Below are 21,202 nucleotides of genomic sequence, written 5' to 3'. Positions count from 1 at the left end.
CATTCTCTCAAGTGGACCTGGGGTCAACCGCTTCGATCACCACAAAGGCCTGCGCATAGGGCGGCTCATCGCTCATGGTGAGGTGAATGCGCGTCTTGCGCCCCTCCGGACACAAAGCATCGAGCTGGCTTTTCGCCGCTCCGCAAAGGTCGATGCTGGGCTTTCCGCTTTTCAGATTCATCACCTCGATATCGGTGAAGCTGACCCCGCGCCACAAGCCGCCGCCCAGTGCTTTCGCACACGCCTCTTTAGCGGCAAACCGTTTTGCATACGTGTTTATTCGTCCTGGTCTGGCGTCAGCCCGCGCTTGCTCGGCGGGGGTGAAGATCCGGTCCAGAAACCGCGTCTCAAACCGGGTTATCGCCCGCTCGATGCGGCGAATATCGGTCAGGTCTGATCCAATCCCCAGGATCACCGGGCGCGCTCCGCCTGCGCTTCATCCATCAGGGCGCGCATGTGTTTCACGGCCGTGTCGAGACCTGTAAAAATCGCCTCGCCGATCAGGAAGTGACCGATATTCAGCTCCGCGATCTCCGGGATGGCGGCGATCGGCTTCACATTGTCAAAGGTCAGGCCGTGGCCGGCGTGAGGCTCGAGCCCCCGCTTGCGCGCCTCGACAGCCGCCAGCCGGATACGCTCCAGCTCAGAGGCCGCCGCATCCGCGCCGCCTTCGAGCCAAAGCTCGGCGTAGCGCCCGGTATGCAGCTCGATCACAGGCGCGCCCAGAACTTCCGCCACGGCAATCTGGACGGGGTCGGGCTCGATGAACAATGATACCCGACATCCCGCATCCGCCAACCGCCGCACAATCGGCGCGATCTGGTTATGCAGGCCCGCCACGTCGAGCCCGCCCTCGGTGGTGCGCTCCTCGCGCTTTTCCGGGACGATGCAGGCGGCGTGCGGTTTGAACGCGACCGCGATCTCGGTCATTTCCTCGGTCGCCGCCATTTCAAGATTGATCGGCAGGTCAGACGCTTCGCGCACCTTTTGCAGATCTGCATCCTGAATATGCCGGCGGTCTTCACGCAAATGGATCGTCAGCCCGTCCGCGCCCGCCGCATGGGCCATCGCCGCCGCCCGCGCGGGATCGGGATGAACGCCGCCCCGGGCGTTCCGTATGGTCGCCACATGGTCGATATTCAGTCCCAGGCGCTGGCGAGGCGTCGTCATCAGGCGAGCCCTCGACTGCCCGGCTTGATCGCCGGAATGCGTTCCAGCTCTTCAGGCAGCGCGTCGGCGGGATAGGCCGGGAAATTCACGGTGGCGAGCGCCACCAGCGGCACGCCCACATCGGCCTTGCCGCCGGAGCGGTCCACCAGACACCCTTCCGCCACGACTTTCGCGCCGGATTTTTCAATGGCGGTGATGCATTCGCGCGAGCTCAGCCCCGTCGTGACGATGTCTTCAATCACCAGAACCCGGTCCGCGGCTGTCAGCTCAAACCCGCGGCGCAGGGCGAATTCGCCATTCTCACGCTCCACGAACATGAAGGGCAATTGCATGTGACGGCTGGTTTCATAGCCGGGAATGATCCCGCCCATGGCCGGTGACACAATGGCGGTGAACGGGCCGTGACCCGCCGCCTTCAGCGCCTCCGCCAACGCCTTGCACAGGCGTTCGGTGCGCGCCGCATCGCGAAACACCAGGGCCTTTTGCAAAAAGACCGGACTGCGCAGCCCGGACGAGAGAATGAAATGACCTTCAAGAAGCGCACCCGCCTCCTTGAACTCCGCCAGCACGTCCTCGGTGGTCATGCGGTCTCCTTTAACGCAGGGTCTTCAGTGAAGCGCGCGCGCTCCGCCGACACCACCCGGTCGCTGGTTTTCAGCGCCGAGACAATATTGGACAAATGGCGCGCGTCGAACACTTCCACATCAAACGCCATCTCGAAAAAGTCACGCGTGCGCGACAGGGTTTTCACATCCGTGATGTTGCCGCGCGCATCGCCGACCACGCCGGCGATCTCCGCCAGCACGCCCGGCTCGTTGCGTACGGTGGCGTGAATGCGTCCGACGGAGACGCCGCGCGTATCCGCTTCGGGCGTCCATTTGAGATCAATCCAGTTCGCCAGGCTCGCATCGTCTTCAAACTCGGCCAAACGCTCGCAATCAATCACATGAACCACAACCCCGCGCCCTGGCTGCATCACGCCGACAATCCGGTCGCCCGGCATGGGCGAACAGCATTCCGCGAAATGAAGCGAGACGCCCGGCGTCAGCCCGCGACCGTGAACAAAGAGCGCGCCCTTGCCGTCTTCAATCAGCTCGCGGTCAGACAAAGTGTCGCCGCGATATTCGCGTTGTCCGGGAAAGACTGCGTCCAGCATTTCAGATGAGCTGACCGTACCGCGGCCCAGAGCGATCATCAGGGCCTCGACATCGTCGAGCTCAAGCCGTTTGAGCGCATCGCCAAGCGCGCTGTCGCGGAATTCCTTGCCTTCACGCGCGAAGGCGTGTTCCGCGATCACCCGCCCGATGCGGGCGAACTCTTCGCTTTCAGATTCGCGGATCAGCTTGCGGATCGCGGCCCGGGCGCGGCCCGTGCTGACCATATCCTCCCAACCTGCAGGAGGATGGCGCTCGCCGCCCTTGACGATCTCGATCACATCGCCATTGCCCAGACGTGTTCGCAAGGGTCGCTCACGTCCATTAATACGCGCGCCGATTGCGGAATAACCAAGCTCGGTATGAACGGCGAACGCGAAGTCCAGCGGCGTCGCGCCATTGGGCAGAGCGATCAGACGGCCCTTGGGGGTGAAGCAATACACCTGGTCTGAAAACATCTCGAGCTTGGCGTGTTCCAGAAACTCGTCCGGATCGCCGCCTTGCTCAAGGATTTCCACGAAGGGACGCAGACGATCCAGCGGATCGCCGCCGGCCTCGCGCGCGGCCTTGGGGTCATAGGCGTAGCCGTCGTCCGTCTTGTAACGCCAGTGCGCCGCGACACCGGTATCGGCCACCAGCTCCATCTCTTCGGTCCGGATCTGCAACTCGATGCGGACATTGCCCGGTCCGATGATGGTGGTGTGAAGCGAGCGGTAGTTATTGGGCTTCGGCGTCGAGATGTAATCGTGAAACCGCTCGGGCACGCAGCGCCAGGTGCGATGCACCACGCCCAGGGCGGCGTAACAATCCTCGATGTTCTCCGTCAGGATCCGGAAGGCGTAGATGTCTGCGATATCGTCAAAGGAAACGCCTTTTTTCTCCAGCTTGCGCCAGATCGAATAGGGCCGTTTTTCCCGGCCGAAGACACGGCAGTCGATCCCCGCTTCGGTCAGACGTTCCGACAAGGTGGAGGAGACGATGGCGACAGCGTCGGCCCGCGTTTCGCGCAGCTCGGTCAGACGACGGGTGACAGATTCATACGCCGCCGGATTGACGTTCTGGAAGGACAGGTTCTCAAGCTCGACGCAAACCCGATTGACCCCGATCCGCCTCGCCAGAGGCGCATAGATTTCAAGGGTTTCGCGGGCCACCCGTTCGCGTTTTTCAGGCTTGGGCACATAATGCAGCGTACGCATATTGTGCAGCCGGTCGCACAGCTTCACCAACAGGACGCGCACGTCGCGGGTGATGGCGACGACCAGTTTTTGAAGGTTTTCCGCCTGTTTGGTGCGTTTGGAGCCCAGCTCCATCTGCCCCAGCTTGGTCACCCCGTCCACGAGCTGGGCGACGTCTGCGCCGAACAAGCGCTCGATATCCTCAAGCGTCGCCGGCGTGTCCTCAACCGTGTCATGCAACAGGCCGGTGCAGATGGTGGCCACGTCCAGACGCAACTCAGCCAGCAGCATGGCGACGGCGACGACGTGGGAATAATAAGGATGGCCTGACTGGCGCGACTGCCCTTCATGGCTGTCGCGCGCAAAGTCATAGGCGCGCCGGATCAGGTCCGCGTCAGCTTGCGGATAATAGGCCTGAACGCGCGCGATCAGATCGTCGGCGCTCGGGATCGCGTCGGCGGAAGCGAGCGCAGACGGAGACGCCAGCGCACTCATGAGGCTTAGAGTCGGCCGTCAGCGGGGCCGTCACGGTCAGACTGCAACGCTTTGAGCATGGCGGTCTCGTCCATTTCAGGCGCAGGCAGGGCCGGAGCGGCAGGCGCTTCGGTCTGCGGAACGCGCTCTTCAATGCCGCCCTCTTCATCGTCAGACGGGATCACGCGCTGCAGGCCGGAGACCAGGCTTTCACCCAGCGTATCCAGATCGAGCTTTTCTTCAGCGATCTCACGCAGGGCGACGACCGGGTTCTTGTCATTGTCGCGATCAAGGGTCAGCTCAGCGCCGGCGGCGATGTTCCGAGCACGGTGCGCGGCCAGAAGAACCAGACGGAACCGGTTGTCGACCTTGTCAATGCAATCTTCGACGGTAACGCGAGCCATGCCGGGGCGCTCCTTGGATACGTAAAACTTGAAAGACTGCTGATAGCTTATGTGGCGGCGCGCTTCAACCTGTGCGTCGCAGCATGAAGCACACCGCCCGCAGGGCGGCAGCCCTTGCGGTCAATCCAGCTGAGCCGGCTGATCAGCGTGTCGATGAACGCCCCGCTGACCGGACAGCGCCAGTGTGGCGCAATTTCGCGCAGAGGCAAGAGCACAAAAGCGCGGTCATTGACGCGCGGATGAGGCAGCGTGAGGTCGTGCTCGGTCTTTGGCGCCTGAACCCTTGTTTTGAAATCAATCAGGTCAAGATCAAGGGTGCGAGGCGCATTGCGGACCGACCGGACGCGCCCGCACGCCGTTTCAACCTCGTGCAGGATCTGCATCAGGGTCGCCGGATCTTCCCCCGCCCAGTCAATCCGGGCGACGGCGTTCAGAAAAGGCGGTTGAGACGGATCCGGCCAGGCTGGCGTGCGCCAGGGCCGGGAGCATGAAAGGATCGAAATCTCACGCTGGGATAACAGTTGCAGCGCATGATGCAGGTTTCCAAACAGCGTGTGACGGCGATAAGGTCGATTGGCTCCCAGGGCGATGAATATGCCCCGCTGAGCCTCATTGAAACTCATTGATTGTTGGAAAGGCATAGACATGACCTTCTACCCGAACGAAAAGCTCGGTTTGTTCATTGATGGCGCAAATTTGTATTCCGCCGCCAGAAACCTTGATTTTGACATTGATTACAAACGTCTGCTTGAAGAATTTCGCAAGCGCGGACGCCTGATCCGGGCCAATTACTACACCGCTTTGATTGAAAGCGAAGAGTACACGCCCATCCGTCCCCTGATCGACTGGCTCGATTATAACGGCTTCAAGGTCATCACGAAGGCGGCCAAGGAATATACCGACGATTCAGGGCGTCGCCGCATCAAGGGCGACATGGATGTGGACCTGGCCATCGATGTGATGGAGGCCGCCGACTATCTCGACCATATCGTGCTGTTCTCAGGCGATGGCGATTTCCGCAAGGTCGTCGAGGCTGTCCAGCGCAAGGGCGTGCGCGTCTCTGTCGTCTCGACCCTGAAATCCTCCCCGCCCATGGCGGCCGATGATCTGCGCCGCCAGGCCGACACCTTTATCGAGCTGCGTGATCTGGGTCAGCTGGTGGGCCGAGAACGCCGCCAGCGTGAGTTTGACGACAGTGAAAACGGCGATGACGAGTAAACCGGTCCCGGCGGAGCCCGCGCCCGATTGCGCGCTCTGCCCTCGCCTGGTCCAATACCGGCTTGAAAATATTGCGGCAGAACCAGACTGGTTCAACGGCGCCGTGCCCAGCTTTGGCGACCAGAACGCGCGTCTTCTGATCGTCGGGCTGGCGCCTGGCCGCGGCGGCGCCAACCGCACCGCCCGTCCCTTCACCGGGGACTGGGCGGGCGATCTGCTCTACCCGACGCTTGAGACCTTCGGCTTCTCCAAGGGACGCTTCGACCCCGACGGACAGGATGATCTGAAGCTTGTGGACGCCATGATCACCAACGCCGTGCGCTGCGTCCCGCCTCAGAACAAGCCCATCGGCGCGGAAATGAACAAGTGCCGCCCGTTCCTGGCGGCCAGGATCAAGGCCCTGCCCCGACTGTCCACGCTGATCTGCCTCGGGCGCGTCGCGCACGAAAACACGGTCAAGGCGCTGGGCTATAAACAATCCGCGTTCACCTTCGGCCATGGCGCGCGTCATTATGTGGAGGGGCCGAACGGGCCTCTGTCCCTTTTCGACAGCTATCATTGCTCGCGTTACAACACGAACACCGGACGCCTGACCGAAGCCATGTTCCACAACGTGTTCCGCGCCGCGCGGGCTCAGCTCGATGCATAAGCTCAAGCGGCGAAACGTTAAACAGTGGAAGCGGTCTTGTGCGCACTGCGCGGCGCGTCGTTTCTAAAAAGCGCAGTATGTTTGATGTTTCCGTTCTTGTCGGCGCGCACAGCGCGCGCGCTGACGCCTGGAAACACGTTGTTGCGCAAGTCCGAAGCCACAGCGCGGCCATGGCCGAACGGCGCAATAAAGTTGAAGAACCAGAGACGGTCGCCACCCACCCAGTCAGGATTGATCTCGAGTTCGCCGAACGGCGCCGCCTTCATGACGGCGATGGCGTCGTCTTCATGCTGTTCGTGGAGCCACATCCAGCACACGCACGCCAGGGGGGTGTTATCGCCAGAGCGATAGATTCGAAATTGCTGTGTCGATATCGCAGATTCAAAGCTCGTCACGATATTGCCCAAAGGCATTTGCGCGTAATTTGACGCCTTCGACGAAAGCCAGATCATCTGACCTAAAGCCGTCATCGGGTCCATTGCATTCTGGGTCATAGGTCTCTGTTTGCGCCTGTCGGAAGTAGAGCTCATAGCAAAACCGCCGCAGCGACCAGACAGTCGCCGCGGCGGTCTCTCAGACAAACGCTAGCTGATGAAAGGCAGCGCGCTGACGGTGTTGGCCAGGTCAACCGATTTGGTGGACAGGACGGCCAGAGCTGCAGCGTCAAAGGACTGCACAGCATCCGTGACATATTGAACAGAAACGGTCAGCTGATCAGACAGCGCTTCAATCTTTGGAGTGCACTTCAAAACGACCATGATAAGTCTCCTAGAGTGTCCCGGCCCACCTCATGCAGGGTAAGACGAGATATATTATACGGAATTTCCGTACGTCACCCGTGCGAGCAACGCTCCTATCACGATAGCCGAGCACCAAAATCTGGCTACAACTCTCCGTGTACAGCGCGTCTCAACTTATAGACATTTCGTCCCAGAGAGCCCGTATCGCTAGGACATCCGTCACATACGCTCTAATTGGAATTGGCCTGGGTGAACGTCAGGAAGGGGGGGGCTTGCACGTTGAGTGGTTTGGACAGATCCATTTTTGATACCCGCACCGTCTCCCCTCAGGAGCGGTTCGCGGTCTGGCGTGACAGCATCAACGTCGTCTTCGACGCCAAAATCGATATGCGGATCACGCCGACCCGTTTTCATGCACAGGTGGACGCCACAGCGCTGGGGCAAATCGTGCTGGGGCGCATCACCTCTGAAACCCAGTCCTTTGAGCGCTCACAACAGAAAATCCTGTCCGACGGTCTGGACAGCTATATCGTGCAAGTCTTCACCAAGGGTCATTGTGAAGTCCAGGATGGCCGGACCGTGCGTCAGGTCAGGCCGGGCGACATCTACATCATTGACGCCAGCGCGCCCTTGCAAGCGGTCGATTACGGATTTCAGACCGTGTCGGCTGTCATTCCGCGCAGTCTGCTCAGCCGCAGACTGGTCTCCGCGGACGGGCATCACCGCCGCGTCATCCCCAGGGAAACGGCGCTCGCCAAGCTGCTTTACGGGTTCATCCTGTCGCTGGACGCCAATCGCGCCGATATGACCCTTGATGAAGGGCTGGCCTCGATCGAGCCGCTGCTGAGCCTGAGCGAAAGCATCCTCAACGCCCGCTCCGAACAAGCATCCGTCAGTCTTGATGACGCAGCCATTGACTTTGCTGTTGTGAACGCCGTGCTGGACTTCATCGACGACAATCTTGGCGACCCTGCCCTGAGTCCGGAGATGATATCGGCCGCTTTGGGATTGTCCCGGTCTCGGCTCTACCGCCTGTTTCAGCATCTGGACGGCATCGCGAGCGAGATCCGGCGCCGCCGTTTGCGCAGAAGCCTGCACGATGTGCTGAACACCAGTCAGCGCAGACTGCAGGTCAGTGAAATCGCCTACCGATGGGGATTCAGGTCAGATAGCGATTATATCCGGGCCTTCAAACGCCAGTATGGCCTGACGCCGGGGCAAGCCAAAGCAGCCCGCTCGGCCATGCAGTCCTCTGACACGCAAGCCGAGATCGCGTCCCAGCAGAGCTATGACGCCTGGATCCGCGCTTTCTCCAGATAGCTCTCGCCTAGCCGAAATTCTTCATCAGGCGGGATTTCTGGCGCTGCCAGTCGCGTTCTTTCTTGGTCTCGCGCTTGTCGACCGTCTTCTTGCCCTTGGCGAGCGCGATCTGAAGCTTGGCGATGCCGCGCTCGTTGAAATACATGCGCAAGGGCACGACCGTGCGGCCGTCGCGCGCGACTGAGCCTGCGATCTTGTTGATCTCTTTTTTCTTCAGCAGAAGTTTCCGGCGACGTCGCGGCGCATGGTTGAAGCGGTTGCCATGGTCATAGGGCGGGATGTCAGCATTGATCAGATAGATCTCGCCATCTTCGGGGCTGACATAGGATTCCGCGATATTGGCCTTGCCCGCACGCAAGGATTTCACCTCGGTGCCCAAAAGCTGGATGCCGGCTTCAAACGTGTCTTCAAGCTCATAGTCAAACCGGGCGCGCCGGTTGACCGCCACCAGGCCGTTATCGTCTTTGTTCTTGCTCATAGCAGACCACAGCCTTCCATCGCTGCGCGGACTTTGACCTTCACGGTCTCAGGACACGCCACCAGCGGCAGGCGAACCTCCTCGTCACACAAGCCCAGAAGCGACAGCGCGTATTTGCTCGGCCCCGGGCTGGGCGCAGAAAACAACGCCTCATGCAAGGGCTGCAGACGATCATTCAGCGTCCGCGCATCCTCCCAGCGACCGTCCTGGCAGGCGCTCTGAAACTGGGCGCACAATTGGGGCGCGACATTCGACGTCACAGAGATCGCGCCGTGTCCGCCATGGGCGTTATAGCCCAGAGCCGAAGCGTCCTCACCCGACAGCTGGATGAAGTCTTCGCCGATCACATTGCGATGCCGGGTGACACGCTGCACATCGCCCGTCGCGTCCTTCACGCCCATGATATTGGGATGGCGCGCCAGCTCCGCCATGGTCTCCACTGTTATATCAACAATGGACCGGCCCGGAATATTGTAGACGATGATCGGCAGGGCGACGGCGTCCGCAATGGCGGTGAAGTGGGCGATAATCCCGTCCTGGGACGGCTTGTTATAATACGGCGCCACCACCAGCCCGGCGTCCGCACCGATTGTCTTGGCGTGTTCCTGCAGCTCGATTGTCGCTGCTGTGGCGTTCACCCCGACCCCTGCGATCACAGGGACCCGCCCTGCCGCAATCTCCACGCATAGCTCGACGCTGCGCAGCCGTTCAGCCTGGGTCAGGGTCGGCGTTTCCGCTGTGGTGCCCGCCGGAACAAGCCCAGCCGTTCCGGCCGCGATCTGACGCTCGATCAGGGCGGCGAAGGCTTTCTCGTCAACGGCGCCGTTCTTGAACGGGGTGACAAGCGCTGTCAGGGAGCCTTTGAACATGGGACGGACCTTCATCGGAACTTCAAATTCGGGCGCGGACCATACGCGCCGCACTGATTTGCGCCAAGTGCAGAGGACAATCATGGACAGCGGCTTGCACTTGGCTCACCCTGCTGTTTATCCGCATCTTACATAGGACATACAGACGTGACCCTGGCCCGCGCCGCGCTGTTCCTGCTCGCCCTTTCCCTGCCGCTGTCGACCGCGACGGCGCAAACGCCGGCGCCGCGGCTGAAACCGCCTGTGCCGAACCATTCGGTCTTGCTGTCAGACGCTGACTTCACGGCGTTCAGACACGGCATGCGCGCCGCTGATGATGACGACTGGGGTGATGTGCGCGCCGCCATTATTGCGCTGGACAATCCTGTGGCGGACCATGTGCTGCTGTGGCGGATCGCGGTCAGCGACGCCCGCGCGCCGTTTTCAGACCTTGATCGCGCCATTGACGAACTGGACGGCTGGCCGCGTCATGCCTCGATACGACGCGAAGCGGAATGGAAAATCGAGGATTCCGGGCTCAGCCCGGCCCTGATCGTCGCCTGGTTTGAAGATCGCGAACCGGTGACCGGCGAAGGCCGCATCGCCCTGGGCGAATCGCTGATCGCGCTGGGACGCGAAGAGGAAGGCGCCGAGCAGATCCGCACCGCCTGGCGCGCACAGAGCCTGCGCCTGTCAAATCAACGGGACGTGCTGCGTGAGCATGACGATCTTCTGACTGATGAGGATCATGCCGCCCGCGTCGACTTCCTGCTGTGGGCGGGTCAGCGCACCGCCGCCAGCCGCCTCTTGCCGGAGCTTTCCGCTGGCGAACGCCGCGTTGCGGAAGCGCGCATCCGTCTCGCCAGCCGCTCCAGCGGTGTGGATGGCGCGGTTTCCGCTGTCCCTGACTCGCTGAGCGACAGTCCGGGCCTGGTGTATGAGCGCGCCCGCTGGCGCCGACGCCGGGGGCTGGACACCTCGCTGGAGCTGCTGCTGGAGCTGCCTGACAGCTATGACAATGACGCGGCGCTTGAATCCATGTGGACCGAGCGCAAGCTGATGATCCTGGACCTGATCCGGGATCGCGAATTCGAAACCGCTTATGAGCTGGCCGCCGCCAACGGCATGGAGCGCGGCGTGGAATTCGCCGACGCCGAGTTCCTGGCGGGGTGGCTGGCGCTGACCAAGCTTGACCAACCGGGCGTCGCCTTTGCGCATTTCGAACGCCTGGAAGACGGCGTCACCACGCCCGTCTCCACCTCACGCGCGCTCTACTGGCAGGGCCGCGCGGCCGAAGCCTCCGGCGAGCTGGAGCTGGCCTCAGACCGCTTCACCGCGGCGGCCGGATACCCCACAGCCTATTACGGTCAGCTCGCCATCCTGGCGCTCGGGCCAGATGCGGCCGAGCTTGATCTGCCGCCGGATCCCGATCCCAGCGAAGAGGCGCGCGCCGCCTTCAACGCCCGCCCAGAAATTCAGGCCCTGCGTTTGCTGGCGGAGGTGAATGCGGACTATCTGTTCCGTGTCTTCATGTATCATTTCGACGATGAGATGCAGACGCCTGAAGAACAGGCGATGATCACTGACATCGCGCTGGAATACTTCCAGATTCGTCAGGCGGTTCGCGCCGCCAAGGCCGGGCGCCTGCAAGGCATGATCCTGGCCGAGCGCGCCTACCCCCTGATCGACCTGCCGGACGCCGCGCCGATGGCGCCAGAAGCGGCGCTGACATACTCGGTCATCCGTCAGGAGACCGAGTTTGACCCCCAGGCCGTGTCCGGCGCCGGCGCCCGGGGCCTGATGCAGATGATGCCCGCCACCGCGCGCCAGACGGCGCGACAGCTGGACATGCCCTACAGCTTCCAATGGTTGACCGATGATCCGGACTACAACCTGACCCTGGGCATGGCCCACCTCCAGGAAGTGGTCACCGATTACGAGGGCTCACTGGTGATGGCGCTCGCCGCCTATAACGCCGGCGGACACCGGGTGCGGCGCTGGGTGAACAATTACGGGGATCCGCGCACCGACGACATCGACCCGATTGACTGGGTTGAGTCCATCCCGTTCTCGGAAACGCGCAATTACGTGCAACGCATCATCGAGAACCTGCAAGTTTACCGCGCGCGCCTGAACAATGGCGAAGCCACGCCGCTCAACATCACCCAGGACCTCTCGGGGCAGTTCTCGCGCGACCTTCCGGCCCTGCCCGATGATTTCGTGGCCGCCCTGCGGGAAGCCCAAGCCCTTGAGAGCGCGCTGGAAGACGAAGCAGACGCCGCCGTCCTGGACACGCCGGTCCTGACCGACCCGGATGACGAGGCGGAAAGCGGCGCCGAAGGTCGTTAAAGCTAGCTGGACAGCGCTTGTTGAAAGACGGCGCTGTCCACATTGCCGCCCGTCAGAACCACGACTGTGGTCTTGTCCTTCGCATCGATCTTGCCCGACAACAGCGCCGCCAAAGCCGCCGCGCCCCCCGGTTCGAGCACGAGCTTGAGCGTTTCAAATCCGAAACGCACCGCCTGCATCGCTTCCAGATCACTTACGACCCCGACGCCCGCAAGGCGCGGCTGGTTGATCGCGTAGGTCAGCTCGCCAGGCGTCGCCGTGAGAAGCGCATCGCACAAGGATCCCGACTTGCGGACATTCTCGACCTTGTCCCCGCTGGCGAGAGACCGGGCGTGATCATCAAACTCTTCGGGCTCCGCGCCATAAACGGCAGTGTCCGGCGACAGCGCGTGCGCCGCCAGATTGATGCCGGCGATCAGGCCACCGCCGCCGACGCAGCAGATCAGCTGATCGGCCTGAAGGCCGTCAGCCTTGAGCGTTTCAAAGATTTCCAGCCCGCACGTCCCCTGCCCGGCGATCACGTCAGGATGATCATAGGAGGGGATCAAGGCTGCGCCGCTTTTCTCGCATAACGCGCGAGCGATCTCTTCACGGCTTTCAGTCGCCCGGTCATAGGCGCGGATCTCGGCGCCGCGCGCCAGAACGCCTGCTTTTTTCACCTCGGGCGCATCTTCAGGCATCACGATGATCGCCTTGATCCCCAAAATGCGCGCGGCCTCAGCCACGCCCTGGGCGTGATTGCCGGACGAGAACGCGACGACACCTTTGCGCGCTTCTGATTCGCTGAGTTTAGACAGGGCGTTAAAGGCGCCGCGAAACTTGAAAGTCCCCGTGCGCTGCAAGCATTCCGCTTTTAAAAAAATTCGTCCGCCAACGCGCTCGTCGAGCGCCGCATTGGTCAGCAACGGGGTGCGGACCGCCTGATCTTTCAAGCGTGCGGCGGCTGCACGGACATCGTTAAACTCAGGAAGCGGAGACGTCATGGCTGCAAAGCCTTTCGAACTTTTGTGCGGCTGCAAGAAACTGGTGTGAAAGGGATTGCGTACTGCGCTTCCGGGCCTTTTGATAGGCGTAACAACAAAACGAACCAGCGCTCAGCTCGGCTGAGCGTCAGGTTACAGGGGAGGACTGAGCCTTGCTACGCGGTCAGATGATGAACCGTCCGCTCATGATTGCGGACATTTTACACCATGCAGCTCTCAATCACGGTCAGCGCGAAATCGTCTCGCGCCTGCCCGACACGGGCGAAATTCACCGCTATGGCTATGCCGATTGCTATAAGCGCACCCAACAGCTCGCCAATGTCCTGACAGGCCCGCTGAAGGTGAAGCCAGGCGACCGGATCACCACCATCGCCTGGAACACGCACCGCCATATGGAGCTCTATTACGCCGTGTCTGGCGTCGGTGCGGTCGTGCACACCGCCAATCCACGTCTCAGCCCCGAACAGCTCGCCTGGATCATTGATCACGCCAAGGCCAAACACGTCTTCTTTGACGTGACGTTCGCGCCGCTGGTGGATGCCGTGGCCAAGCATTGCAAGACGGTCAAACGCTGGATCGCCATGACCAGCGAAGCCACCAAGCCGCAGACCAAGACCAAGATCGACGTCTACGAGACCCTGCTTGCGAACGCGCATGACGAGTATGATTTCCCCGAGTTCGACGAAAACGCCGCCGCAGGGCTGTGCTACACGTCCGGCACCACGGGCGATCCCAAGGGCGCGCTCTATTCACACCGCTCGACGGTGCTGCACGCCATGGCCTGCTGCAGCGTGGACGCGATCGGGGTCGGCGCTGACGGGGTGGTGATGCCGGTGGTGCCCATGTTCCACGTCAACGCCTGGGGCGTGCCCTACGCCGCCGCCATGGCGGGCGCGAAACTGGTCATGCCGGGCGCCCAGCTTGATGGCGAAAGCCTGCAAGGCCTGATCGAGGGCGAAGTGGTCAACCAGGTGCTGGGCGTGCCCACGGTCTGGCTGGGCCTGCTTCAGTATCTGCGCGACAGCGGCAAGCGGATTGATTGCGTCCAGAAAGTTCTGATGGGCGGCTCGGCCATGCCCGAAGCGCTGATGCGCGCCTATCAGGACGAGTATGGCGTCGAGATGCAGCAAGGCTGGGGCATGACCGAGATGAGCCCGCTGGGCACGGTCGGCAAACTCCTGCCCAAGCATGAAGACCTGACCGAGGACGAGAAGGTCGGCATCAAGCTCAAACAGGGCCGTCTTCTGTTCGGCGTTGAAATGCGCACCGTGGATGATGACGGCAATGTGCTGCCGCGCGACGGCCAGTCCGCCGGACATATCCATGTGCGCGGCCCCTGGATCATCGACAGCTATTATCGCGGCGCAGGCCCGGACAGCTTCACCGATGACGGCTGGTTCAAGACCGGTGATGTCGGCCATATCGACCAGGACGGCTATATGACCATCACCGACCGCTCCAAGGACGTGATCAAGTCCGGCGGCGAATGGGTCAGCTCCATCGATCTGGAAAACGCCGCCATGGGCCATCCCGATGTGGCGATCGCCGCGGCGGTGGGCATGCCCCACCCCAAATGGCAGGAGCGTCCGCTGCTGATCGTTCAGCCCAAACCCAACACCACGCCCACGCCGGACTCCATTCGCGAATATCTGTCGACGCGGGTTCCAAAATGGTGGCTGCCCGATGGGATCGAGTTCATCGACGAAATGCCGATCGGCGCGACTGGCAAGATCCTCAAAACCAAGCTGCGCGAGATGTTCAAGGACTACACCTTCCCTGAATAGCCGCACGCGAATGGCTGACATGGACAAAACCCCGGTGCCCTGCATCGGGGTTTTTTCTGCGCCACCTTACCAGATCGTCACTTGCAGTTTATCGCCACCCTCCCCACATTTATCGACAAACAATAAGGAGGTTGGTCATGGACGTAATGATTCTGCTGGCGGTGCTGCATTTCCTGCCCACGCTGATTGCGCTGGTGCGCGGCCATCACAACGGGTTTGCGATTTTCCTGACCAATCTGTTGCTGGGCTGGACCGTCATCGGCTGGCTGATCGCCCTGATCTGGTCGTGCACAGCCATCGCGCGCCCGGTTCGCGTCTGAGAGAGTATAAACGAGGCGTTTACCATCTGCGCATTACCCCTGTCGTATTGATCACGTGGGGAATTTCATGCTCGGATTCAGTCGCAAGCTCGCCTCGAACGCGTCGGCTCATATCGTCACGGCTTCAAAACCAGAAGCTCCGGCGGGCGACTGGGCCGAGGCTCTTTCACAAGCCATCTCAGATATCCGTTCAGGCCAGACACCGGATTTGAGCGCTCTGCCGCCTCAAGCGGCGGACGCTCTGTCCGAGCTTCACGACGAGCTCAAACAGCGCAATGCGTCCGAGCTGGAGCGCACGGTCAGCGCTTCGACGCAGAATTCGAACGCGATGGCGGCGATCGCGCGGGCCACAGGCGAAGTGCGCAAGATGGACACCCATGTTTCGGGTATGTCCGCGGCGGTGGAGGAACTGGATTTCTCCATCCACTCCATCACCAAACTCGCCAATAGCGGGGCGGAATCGCTGAGCGCATGCGTCGAACAATCCCAGACCGGTCTTGAAGCCGTGCGCCTGACGCGTTCGGAAACCGAACAATTGGGCGGCGCCTTTGAAACCATCACCGGACGCGTGACCGATCTCGAGCAAGCGTCGCGTCAGATCGCAGAGATCGTCGACACCATCGCCGCTATTGCGGACCAGACCAATCTTCTGGCGCTCAACGCCACGATCGAGGCTGCGCGCGCTGGCGAATCTGGTCGCGGATTCGCCGTGGTTGCTGGCGAAGTGAAGGTGCTGTCAGGACAGACTGCGAAAGCCACTGAGGACATTCGCCAACGCATGGATCATCTGCAACAGCAGGTAGCCGCGATCACCGAAGCCGTTTCAAACTCGTCTGGCTCGGTTCAAGAAGGCATCAATGCAGCGAATGCCTCTGAAAGCGCCGTAAACTCAGTCACGGACACCATGCGCGAGAGCGCTCGCATCGTCTCGGAAATCGCCCAGCTGATCACCGAACAGTCGAGCGCCACCTCGAACCTGTCGAGCTCAGTGTCTGAAATCGCCAGCGGCGCGACTCGCGCCCGCGAACGTGTGGAACATGTCGTGGAAGCCAGCGCCGGCACGGAATCCACCATCGGTCAGACCCTCGCCGCCCTCAGCGATCGCAATATCGAGAACTTCGTCCTTCATTGTGCGAAGTCTGACCATTTGCTCTGGAAAAAACGCCTGAACAGCATGCTGGTCGGCGCAATCCAACTGAGCGAAAGCGAACTGTCAGACCATCGCTCCTGCCGTCTGGGCAAATGGTATGAGGCAGCGCGCCATGAATACGGCCATATCCCGGCCTTCCAGGCGGTCGAAACGCCCCATGCCCGCGCCCATGAATGCGCCACGCGCGCCGCTCGTCTGTGCGCGGCAGGCGATTACACGGGTGCGGAACGCGCCGTGGAAGACATGGATGACGCCTCAGAGACCGTTCTCAATGCGCTTGACCGTCTGATCGGGGAATTGAGCGAGAGCCAGGTCAGTCAGGCGTCCTGACTGTTGCCAAGACGCCCCGGCCTCTGCGCTAACGAAAATCGCTGATCTCAGAGAGCGCTTTCTTTTCCAGCGCATGAAGCGGCACCTGAGCGCCTTCCGCCGGATAGCCGCAGACGATCAGCATCATCGGCTTTTCGGTCGCCGGGCGCTCGCAGATCTCGGTCAGGAATCCCATCGGATTGGGCGTATGGGTCAGGGTGGCGAGGCCCGCCTGATGCAGGCTTGCGATAAGCAGCCCGCAGGCGATGCCGACGCTTTCAGAGACATAGTAATTCTTGCGGTCATCGCCGGGCTTGGGCCCGCCGCGACGCTGGGCGAAGACGGCGATGATCCACGGCGCGGTTTCCAGAAACGGCTTGCTGGCGTCCGTCCCGAGCGGTTCCAGCGCTTCGAGCCATTCCGCGCTGGCCTTGCCCTCATAAAAGGCGCGCTCTTCGGCCTCAGCGGCCTCGCGAAGCTGGGTGCGCAACGACCCCTGCCCCAGAACGGTGAAATGCCAGGGTTGATGATTGGCGCCATTGGGCGCCGTGCCTGCGGTCAGGATGGCGGTCTCGATGATGTCGCGCGGCACGGAACGGTCGGAGAAATCGCGCACGGTGCGCCGTTGGCGCATGGTCTCGTAGAACGCGTCCGCCCGGTTGCGCATCTCGGCTTCGGGCAGTTCGGTGAATTCAAGGGGGGTCACGGGATGGGTCATGGGCGCATTCTGTGACAGAACGCGCCCAGACGCCATTCACGAAACCGCTGTCATCACAGCACTTAAACCTTTGTCCAATCCAGGATCACCTTGCCCGCCTTGCCGGAGCGCATGGCGTCAAAACCGGTCTGGAAGTCGGTCGCCGGCAGGCGGTGGGTGATCAGCTGGCTGACATCGAGGCCGGACTGGAGCATGGCCAGCATCTTGTGCCAGGTCTCAAACATTTCCCGGCCATAGATCCCCTTGAAGGTGATCGCCCGCATGATCAGGCTGCCCATGTCGAGATTGAACGGCTTGCCGGGCAGGCCCAGCATGGCGATCTTTCCGCCCATCACCATGTTCTCGACCATCTGGTTGAAGGCCGGTTCTGCGCCCGACATCTCAAGGCCCACATCAAAGCCTTCGGTCATCTTCAGGCGCGCGCGCACATCCTTGAGGTCATCCTTGGTGGTGTTCACCGGCACGGCGGTGGGGCAGACCTTTTCCAGAAGCGCCAGACGATCGGGATTGATGTCGGTCACCGCGATATGGCGCGCGCCGCAATGGCGCGCGACCGCAGCGGCCATGATGCCGATGGGGCCGGCGCCGGTGATCAGAACGTCCTCACCCACCAGATCAAAGGCGGTGGCGGTGTGAACGGCGTTGCCCAGCGGATCGAGGAAAGCCGCCTGCTCCATGGAGACTTCATCAGGCAGCGGCACGGCGTTGAACGCCGGAATCACCAGGTATTCGGCGAACGCGCCCGGCATGTTCACGCCCACGCCCTTGGTGTCGGGGTCGAGATGGAAACGGCCCGCGCGCACAGCGCGGGATTTTTCGCCCACCACATGGCCTTCGCCGGACACCCGCATGCCCACCGACACCCGGTGCACGTCAGCCCCGACCGCCTCGATCACGCCGCCGAACTCATGGCCGACGACCATGGGCACGGGCACATTCTTCTGCGCCCAGGAATCCCAGTTATAGATATGCACGTCGGTGCCGCAGATGGCGGTGTTGTGCACGCGGATCAGGACGTCGTCCGGCCCGATCTCGGGCTTGTCGACATCTTGCAACCACAGGCCTTCTTCGGCTTTGGCTTTGACCAGGGCTTTCATGCGAGGGTGCTCCCAATTGAGAGGTGGACGTCTCAACTCGCTTTGATCACGCCGCGCGATGAAAGAAAAGAGCGCTCGTCATTGCTGCAACGCTGACTAGAAAATCCACAAAATTCTGAATCCAGCACAACGAGTAATAAGGCTGACTTGTGCACAGAATTCAAACTTCTTTCTGCTTCCAGAGATCAATATCTCTAATTATTTCTTGACCTGGAAGGGCCTTCACATCAGAGTCATCGGTGGCTTTAAAACCTTCTCCTGCTAATACAAATCTAGAAAATATCTCACCATCAACATTATATATTTCAAGATATCCATTGCTTACAGCCCAAGTGCATTCATTATGATTTTTTCCTTCTCCTATCTCCCCACTTTCTTCAAAAGAGATTTTTTTCCATCCTACTTCCCCCTTGGAAGCCCTCGCCCTAGCGTTGGCAAAAATGAGATACCAATCTCCACTTGTTAACTTCCTAATGATAGAAATATCGTTCAATAAAAGTCTATTTTTTCTAATAGATCTAACCGCAAACAAAGAAGCTAGCGCAACTGAAAATACAAAAGTTGTTGATAATATTGACAAAATCACATCGAAATAAGCAGGGACATCAAAGCCAATTCTCGGGATGTTATAATCCTGATTGAATATATATAATGCTGTCGCAGTAATTGACAATATAAGAGAAAATAGATCATCTGCTATATATTGAATCGTTCTTCTATAATGATCGTCAAGCATGGACCATATGTTTATTGATTTTAACGTGAATATTAACATAAATAGTAAAAATACTTCATCCAGTGCGTTTGGATTTTCTAGAGTAATGCCAAAAAGGCCACCATTGGCAGACTGCTGTACGCCAGCAAACAAATGTGCAATTAGGAAGGCTGCCGACAATCCCGCCCATCGTTTAGTGCGATTAAATTCTTCACGAGGCGTCATTTTGATGCCTTCAATGTTGAGCTACGGGTTCAGCCCTCATGCCCGTGAACAGGCGACGGGATAATTCTTGCGATCACCCCCTCATTGGGAAACGGCGCGGTGAGCACGCGCCTGACGGGCGTCCACGCGACCCCGAGCAGCACCACGATCCCGCCCAGCACCAGCAAGGTCGTCGCCACCACGCCCGCGCCGTCCAGACCCAGCTGGTTCACAAGCACGCCAAGCGCGACGCCCGTCGTCAGCAGGCCCGACACGATCAAGGCCCGTCTGTTGATCAGCAGAGAGACGAGGGCGAACACCGCAATGACCATCAAGGTGACTATGGCGGCGCGTACGGCGGCCCCGTCTTCTCCCCCTTGTGGAAAATAGATCATGCCGGCGACACCCTCAGCCTGAGGGTCAATGCGAACGCCATTGAGCGCCATCGTGATGGCGGCGGACAGCAAGACCGGCGCAGCGAAGAAATGCAGCCAAAACCCGGTTCCCGACAGACGGGTGGTCCGGGCAGGATCACGCGCATCAAAGATGACGCCGGCGAAAAAGAGCGTCAGTCCCATCAGGAGGCCGGCCAATGGATTGAACACCACCAGCGAATACGGGTCGATAACGAGCCAGGCGCAGACGGCGAGATTGACCAGCGCCACGCCCAGCAAGCCGCCGGAGAACGGCAAACGGAAGCTGAGATAATAGATGGCCGTCGCCACCACGAAGACCGCGGCGATGATCACGGGCCAGGTCCTCAGAACCCAGTCGAGCTCATTGAGCAAGGCGCGCACGCTCTCCTGATTGAAAACGCTCAGATGATCAAAGGCCGTCTGCGGGTCCACATTGGTCAGAGCCGGCATGACATAGGAGGTGTACAGCCAGGCCAGGAAGGTTCCGCAACACCCCACGAAGACGACGCACAGCACGATGCCCGGCAGAATCCGGCGCTGACGCCCGACCAAGATCGCAGAAAGCCCCCAGGCGATCAGAGCGATCAGCCCCAACAACAGCAAGGAAACGCTTTCAGCCGCCACGCTTTGCTGATCCAGATTCAGAGAGTCATGAAACTGGACCGCGCCCACGAACAGACCTGTGAACAGGATCAGAACGCCGATGGTGGTGAAGATGTCGTGGAAATTGTTGAGGAATGGCAGCATTTCATCGCCCGGACGAGCGCTGGATGCGGTCTCGCTCTGCGATGCAGCGTTCGGATGGTCAGGATTGGTCATGGCGTCCCCCCGGACAAGGTCATGAATTGATACGTCAGACTGGCACGGCTTGGGGTAAAAGACATCCCAAAACCCGTCGCGACTCTCCAAAAAGGCGAGCTGATGAAACTTTACGGAACCGCGCGCTCGCATTTCACCCGCAAGGTCCGGCTTTTGCTCGACCATTGGGACGCGCCTTACAAATTTGAAGATGTGGGTGATGTCTCACAGGCCGATCCGGCGCAGTTTGGCGGCAATCCCGCCCTGTCCATCCCGGTCCTGGACGATGGCGATGTCTGGATGCTCGACTCCGAGCACATCGCTCGTCACCTGTCTGAGCGGTTTGACGCTGAGGACCGGATGCAGGTTCGACGGTTTGATCCAGAGACCTTGAACCGGCGCGCGGTTCTGAACGCCATCATGAGCCAGGAGGTGAAGCTGGTGCTGGGGGCCAGAACCGGCCTTCCAACCGAAACCGCACCCTATTTCACCAAGGCGCGCTCAGCTATTCAGCACGGGCTGGACTGGCTGGAGGCACGGTCTGACTCATTTGACGCCGATGAGCCGGGCTACGCGGAATTCCACTTCATCGCCATGTGGGAGCATCTGGCGCTCTATGACACGGTCGCCCTCGCCCAGCCCCGCCTGAAGGCGTTGGCGGACAGGCTTGCGGCGAGGCCGCTGATCGCCAAAACCGCTTATCCGCCTTTGCCCATGTGACAGGCGTCA

Annotated in this window: 23 protein-coding genes; 8 read left to right on the top strand and 15 right to left on the bottom strand. The window is 60.6% G+C overall.

Features of this window, described 5'->3' with window-relative positions:
* Window positions 1-7: 7 nt before the first annotated feature.
* Genes acpS through folK form a run of 6 tightly spaced genes read right to left on the bottom strand, consistent with a single transcriptional unit; the run spans window position 8 to window position 5,024 of the window.
* On the bottom strand, window positions 8-415 hold the full coding sequence (acpS, locus tag ACTIGF_RS11030) for a holo-ACP synthase (RefSeq protein WP_439636940.1): 408 nt from the start codon (window positions 413-415) through the stop codon (window positions 8-10).
* Window positions 412-1,170 (bottom strand): pyridoxine 5'-phosphate synthase, encoded by a 759-nt coding sequence (locus ACTIGF_RS11025; protein WP_439636939.1) that lies wholly within the window; start codon window positions 1,168-1,170, stop codon window positions 412-414. Before ACTIGF_RS11025 ends, acpS begins: the two co-directional genes overlap by 4 nt.
* Complete coding sequence (gene pyrE, locus ACTIGF_RS11020; RefSeq protein WP_439636938.1) at window positions 1,170-1,754, bottom strand: orotate phosphoribosyltransferase; 585 nt, start codon at window positions 1,752-1,754, stop codon at window positions 1,170-1,172. The genes ACTIGF_RS11025 and pyrE overlap by 1 nt, the downstream gene beginning before the upstream one ends.
* Entirely contained in the window at window positions 1,751-3,994 is a 2,244-nt protein-coding gene (locus ACTIGF_RS11015; RefSeq protein WP_439636937.1) for a RelA/SpoT family protein, read from the bottom strand. Before ACTIGF_RS11015 ends, pyrE begins: the two co-directional genes overlap by 4 nt.
* 5 nt (window positions 3,995-3,999) lie before the next feature.
* Window positions 4,000-4,377 (bottom strand): DNA-directed RNA polymerase subunit omega, encoded by a 378-nt coding sequence (gene rpoZ / locus ACTIGF_RS11010; RefSeq protein WP_439636936.1) that lies wholly within the window; start codon window positions 4,375-4,377, stop codon window positions 4,000-4,002.
* A gap of 47 nt (window positions 4,378-4,424) precedes the next feature.
* Window positions 4,425-5,024: a 2-amino-4-hydroxy-6-hydroxymethyldihydropteridine diphosphokinase gene (gene folK, locus ACTIGF_RS11005; RefSeq protein ID WP_439636935.1), complete on the bottom strand. Its 600-nt coding sequence runs from the start codon at window positions 5,022-5,024 to the stop codon at window positions 4,425-4,427.
* Between folK and ACTIGF_RS11000 the strand changes: the two genes are divergently transcribed.
* Together ACTIGF_RS11000 and ACTIGF_RS10995 are read left to right on the top strand one after the other, a co-directional pair.
* Window positions 5,023-5,595: a LabA-like NYN domain-containing protein gene (locus ACTIGF_RS11000; RefSeq protein ID WP_022702171.1), complete on the top strand. Its 573-nt coding sequence runs from the start codon at window positions 5,023-5,025 to the stop codon at window positions 5,593-5,595. The genes folK and ACTIGF_RS11000 overlap by 2 nt on opposite strands.
* Complete coding sequence (locus tag ACTIGF_RS10995) at window positions 5,585-6,244, top strand: uracil-DNA glycosylase (RefSeq protein WP_439636934.1); 660 nt, start codon at window positions 5,585-5,587, stop codon at window positions 6,242-6,244. The genes ACTIGF_RS11000 and ACTIGF_RS10995 overlap by 11 nt, the downstream gene beginning before the upstream one ends.
* 17 nt (window positions 6,245-6,261) lie before the next feature.
* On the opposite strand, the gene ACTIGF_RS10990 is transcribed toward ACTIGF_RS10995, so the two are convergent.
* Together ACTIGF_RS10990 and ACTIGF_RS10985 are read right to left on the bottom strand one after the other, a co-directional pair.
* The gene (locus tag ACTIGF_RS10990) at window positions 6,262-6,738 is read right to left on the bottom strand and encodes a toxin-activating lysine-acyltransferase (protein WP_439636933.1); all 477 of its coding nucleotides are present in this window, start codon (window positions 6,736-6,738) and stop codon (window positions 6,262-6,264) included.
* 90 nt (window positions 6,739-6,828) lie between these two features.
* A complete protein-coding gene (locus ACTIGF_RS10985) occupies window positions 6,829-7,002 on the bottom strand; it encodes a hypothetical protein (protein WP_439636932.1) in 174 nt (57 codons plus the stop codon).
* 270 nt (window positions 7,003-7,272) lie between these two features.
* On the opposite strand from ACTIGF_RS10985, the gene ACTIGF_RS10980 reads away from it, so the two are divergent.
* A complete protein-coding gene (locus ACTIGF_RS10980; protein ID WP_439636931.1) occupies window positions 7,273-8,304 on the top strand; it encodes a helix-turn-helix domain-containing protein in 1,032 nt (343 codons plus the stop codon).
* 7 nt (window positions 8,305-8,311) lie between these two features.
* On the opposite strand, the gene smpB is transcribed toward ACTIGF_RS10980, so the two are convergent.
* Window positions 8,312-8,782 carry an SsrA-binding protein SmpB gene (gene smpB, locus ACTIGF_RS10975; protein WP_439636930.1) on the bottom strand — a complete coding sequence of 157 codons (471 nt, stop codon included), beginning with the start codon at window positions 8,780-8,782 and terminating at the stop codon, window positions 8,312-8,314.
* Window positions 8,779-9,651 carry a 4-hydroxy-tetrahydrodipicolinate synthase gene (gene dapA / locus ACTIGF_RS10970; RefSeq protein WP_439636929.1) on the bottom strand — a complete coding sequence of 291 codons (873 nt, stop codon included), beginning with the start codon at window positions 9,649-9,651 and terminating at the stop codon, window positions 8,779-8,781. The genes smpB and dapA overlap by 4 nt, the downstream gene beginning before the upstream one ends.
* A 147-nt stretch (window positions 9,652-9,798) precedes the next feature.
* On the opposite strand from dapA, the gene ACTIGF_RS10965 reads away from it, so the two are divergent.
* On the top strand, window positions 9,799-11,979 hold the full coding sequence (locus ACTIGF_RS10965) for a lytic transglycosylase domain-containing protein (RefSeq protein ID WP_439636928.1): 2,181 nt from the start codon (window positions 9,799-9,801) through the stop codon (window positions 11,977-11,979).
* A gap of 2 nt (window positions 11,980-11,981) precedes the next feature.
* On the opposite strand, the gene ACTIGF_RS10960 is transcribed toward ACTIGF_RS10965, so the two are convergent.
* A complete protein-coding gene (locus ACTIGF_RS10960) occupies window positions 11,982-12,962 on the bottom strand; it encodes a threonine ammonia-lyase (RefSeq protein ID WP_439636927.1) in 981 nt (326 codons plus the stop codon).
* A gap of 152 nt (window positions 12,963-13,114) precedes the next feature.
* Between ACTIGF_RS10960 and ACTIGF_RS10955 the strand changes: the two genes are divergently transcribed.
* The 3 genes from ACTIGF_RS10955 to ACTIGF_RS10945 all read left to right on the top strand — a co-directional run bounded on the left by ACTIGF_RS10955 (window position 13,115) and on the right by ACTIGF_RS10945 (window position 16,546).
* The gene (locus ACTIGF_RS10955) at window positions 13,115-14,746 is read left to right on the top strand and encodes a long-chain-fatty-acid--CoA ligase (protein WP_439636926.1); all 1,632 of its coding nucleotides are present in this window, start codon (window positions 13,115-13,117) and stop codon (window positions 14,744-14,746) included.
* A 137-nt stretch (window positions 14,747-14,883) separates the two neighbouring features.
* Window positions 14,884-15,066, top strand: a complete 183-nt coding sequence (locus ACTIGF_RS10950) for a superinfection immunity protein (protein WP_439636925.1) — start codon at window positions 14,884-14,886, stop codon at window positions 15,064-15,066.
* 67 nt (window positions 15,067-15,133) lie between these two features.
* Complete coding sequence (locus tag ACTIGF_RS10945; protein WP_439636924.1) at window positions 15,134-16,546, top strand: methyl-accepting chemotaxis protein; 1,413 nt, start codon at window positions 15,134-15,136, stop codon at window positions 16,544-16,546.
* 28 nt (window positions 16,547-16,574) lie between these two features.
* Here ACTIGF_RS10945 and ACTIGF_RS10940 read toward each other — a convergent pair whose 3' ends face one another.
* The 4 genes from ACTIGF_RS10940 to ACTIGF_RS10925 all read right to left on the bottom strand — a co-directional run bounded on the left by ACTIGF_RS10940 (window position 16,575) and on the right by ACTIGF_RS10925 (window position 20,494).
* A complete protein-coding gene (locus ACTIGF_RS10940) occupies window positions 16,575-17,243 on the bottom strand; it encodes a nitroreductase family protein (protein ID WP_439636923.1) in 669 nt (222 codons plus the stop codon).
* A 62-nt stretch (window positions 17,244-17,305) separates the two neighbouring features.
* Window positions 17,306-18,340 carry an L-threonine 3-dehydrogenase gene (gene tdh / locus ACTIGF_RS10935; RefSeq protein WP_439636922.1) on the bottom strand — a complete coding sequence of 345 codons (1,035 nt, stop codon included), beginning with the start codon at window positions 18,338-18,340 and terminating at the stop codon, window positions 17,306-17,308.
* A 160-nt stretch (window positions 18,341-18,500) separates the two neighbouring features.
* The gene (locus ACTIGF_RS10930; protein WP_439636921.1) at window positions 18,501-19,280 is read right to left on the bottom strand and encodes a hypothetical protein; all 780 of its coding nucleotides are present in this window, start codon (window positions 19,278-19,280) and stop codon (window positions 18,501-18,503) included.
* Between the two features lie 29 nt (window positions 19,281-19,309).
* Window positions 19,310-20,494 (bottom strand): hypothetical protein, encoded by a 1,185-nt coding sequence (locus ACTIGF_RS10925; protein ID WP_439636920.1) that lies wholly within the window; start codon window positions 20,492-20,494, stop codon window positions 19,310-19,312.
* Window positions 20,495-20,596: 102 nt separating this feature from the next.
* Between ACTIGF_RS10925 and ACTIGF_RS10920 the strand changes: the two genes are divergently transcribed.
* Window positions 20,597-21,193, top strand: coding sequence for a glutathione S-transferase family protein (locus tag ACTIGF_RS10920; protein WP_439636919.1), 597 nt, complete (start codon window positions 20,597-20,599; stop codon window positions 21,191-21,193).
* Window positions 21,194-21,202: the final 9 nt, after the last annotated feature.

Source organism: Oceanicaulis sp. (assembly GCF_051859625.1).
Taxonomy (GTDB): Bacteria; Pseudomonadota; Alphaproteobacteria; order Caulobacterales; family Maricaulaceae; genus Oceanicaulis.
This window is presented reverse-complemented; position numbering and strand designations above follow the sequence as displayed.